Source organism: Allobaculum fili, from assembly GCF_020969955.1.
GTDB classification, from domain to species: Bacteria; Bacillota_I; Bacilli_A; order Erysipelotrichales; family Erysipelotrichaceae; genus Allobaculum; species Allobaculum fili.
Map to the genome: position 1 here is coordinate 1 of NZ_JAHDSX010000117.1, position 399 is coordinate 399.

The following is a 399-nucleotide window of genomic DNA, read 5'->3' on the forward strand; positions in this document are numbered from 1 at the left end:
CGTCGATGTGAACTCTTGGGCGGGATCAGCCTGTTATCCCCAGGGTAGCTTTTATCCGTTGAGCGACGGCCCTTCCATTCGGCACCGCCGGATCACTAATCCCGACTTTCGTCCCTGCTCGGCTTGTTGGCCTCGCAGTCAGGCGCGCTTATGCATTTACACTCTATATCTGGTTTCCATCCAGACTGAACGCACCTTTGGGCGCCTCCGTTACTCTTTGGGAGGCGACCGCCCCAGTCAAACTGCCCGCCTGGCACTGTCTATGAGTTTCTCTCTATGTTAGGGCTTCAAATCATCAGGGGCGGTATCCCAACGTCGGCTCCAAGAATACTGGCGTACTCTTTTCTTCGCCTCCCGCCTATCCTGTACATGATCATCCAAAACCCAATACCAGGCTGC

The 399-nt window shown here is 55.1% G+C and carries 1 rRNA gene; it reads right to left on the minus strand.

Features of this window, described 5'->3' with window-relative positions:
• Positions 1-399: ribosomal RNA gene (locus Afil_RS10765) — 23S ribosomal RNA — on the minus strand; the annotation flags it as partial.